The 1,710-nt window shown below is 56.7% G+C and carries 2 protein-coding genes; both read left to right on the top strand.

Annotated elements, in window-relative coordinates:
- Window positions 1–624 (top strand): methyl-accepting chemotaxis protein (locus BN873_RS11395; RefSeq protein WP_048673756.1); only part of this gene is annotated, 624 nt, incomplete at its 5' end.
- Window positions 625–722: 98 nt separating this feature from the next.
- The coding region (locus BN873_RS11400) for a methyl-accepting chemotaxis protein (RefSeq protein ID WP_242434419.1) at window positions 723–1,710 on the top strand (988 nt) is incomplete at its 3' end.

Genomic DNA, 1,710 nt, shown 5'->3' on the forward strand with positions numbered 1-1,710 from the left:
ACGAATCTCCTGGCACTGAATGCCGCCGTCGAAGCCGCCCGCGCCGGCGAACAAGGCCGTGGCTTTGCCGTGGTCGCCGGCGAAGTCCGTAAGCTCGCTCAGCGCAGCGCCGATGCCGCGAAAGAGATCAAAACCCTGATCACCGATAGCGTGGCCAAAGTCGAAGACGGTGGCAAGCTGGTCGATAAGGCCGGTCAGACCCTCAAAGAGATCGTCACTTCCATTAAGAAAGTCAGCGATATCGTCGCGGAAATCGCCGCCGCCAGTCGGGAACAGGCCGCTGGCATCGAGCAGGTCAACAAAGCCATCCTCCAGATGGATCAAGTCACCCAGCAGAATGCCGCCCTGGTCGAACAAACCGCCGCCGCCAGCCACAGCATGGGCGATCAGGCCCAGGAACTCCAACGCTTGATGGCTTTCTTTAAAACCCAACACGGCGAAACCACCAACACCGCCGCCCCGCCCGCCCCGGCTAAGCCACGTCCCGAATTGCACGCGATGACCGGTAAAGCGTCGCGCCCAGCCACCAAACCCGCCGCTAAAACCCGGCCCGCCACCCGACCCGGCCCGGTCGGCCAGAACGCCGCCGCCACTCAGGCTTTGGAGGAGTGGGAAGAATTTTGATGATTTCCTTTAATGAGAAACAGATGGTTATTAATAGGTGATTTATGAACCTTGCAAATTTGAAGATAAACACACGATTAATGCTTGGCTTCGGAGTGATGCTGACCATTATTTTGATTTTGGGTTTGGTGGGTTACTACGGGATGGTTAAGAGTGACCAAACCATTGAAGAGATTGGTGATGTGCGATTACCCAGCGTGGAGGCACTGCTGATAATGAGTGAAGCACAAACCGCCATCGACGGAGCAGAAAATACGCTGCTCTTGACCCAGCTCAATGCACAAACACGCACGGCTCAACATCAGCGGATCGACCAAGCCAAACAACGAGCGGATGCTGCTTGGAAAATCTATGAACCCCTACCGCAAACCTCTGAGGAAGCTGCCGTCTGGAAGCAGTTTGTACCGACTTGGAAGCAGTGGAGCGAGGACCATGAAACCTACATGAAATTGATACGCGAGCTTGAGGCCCTCGGTGCCACCGCCCTGGAAGCCCAGCGCGATAGCGCCCTTTACAAGCAAATCACCCAGCAGGCGTTAGTAACGAATCCAGTCTCATTCGGGGCTGCTGAAAAACTCCTGGCGCAATTGGTGGAGATTAACCGCAAAGCGGCGGCGGATAGCGTCCATGCGGGCAAGCAAGTTACTAGCCTCATGGAGTTGGTGAGTGTGTCTGTATTGATCGCCGGCCTGGGTTTAGCCATTTTGCTAAGCTGGCTGACGGCGCGCGCGATCCGGCGGCCGATTGGCGGCGAACCAGCCGATATGGCAGCTTTGACCGAACGGATAGCCCAAGGCGATCTGACTGTACAGTTTGATGATACGGGCAAAGAGACGGGCGTTTATGCGGCCATGCGCGATATGACATCGCAATTAAAGGAGATGGTCAGCAAGGTCAGTCAATCGACGGGCCAAGTGGCCTCTGCCTCATCGGAGATAGCCCAAGGGAGTAGTGATTTAGCTCAGCGCACGGAAGAGCAAGCCTCGGCGCTGGAAGAGACCGCCTCCTCCATGGAAGAGCTGACCGGGACGGTTAAGCAAAGCGCTGAGAACGCCGGTCAGGCCAATCAATTGGCCGGGGCCGCCC

This window comes from Candidatus Competibacter denitrificans Run_A_D11, from assembly GCF_001051235.1.
In the GTDB taxonomy this organism is placed as follows: domain Bacteria; phylum Pseudomonadota; class Gammaproteobacteria; order Competibacterales; family Competibacteraceae; genus Competibacter_A; species Competibacter_A denitrificans.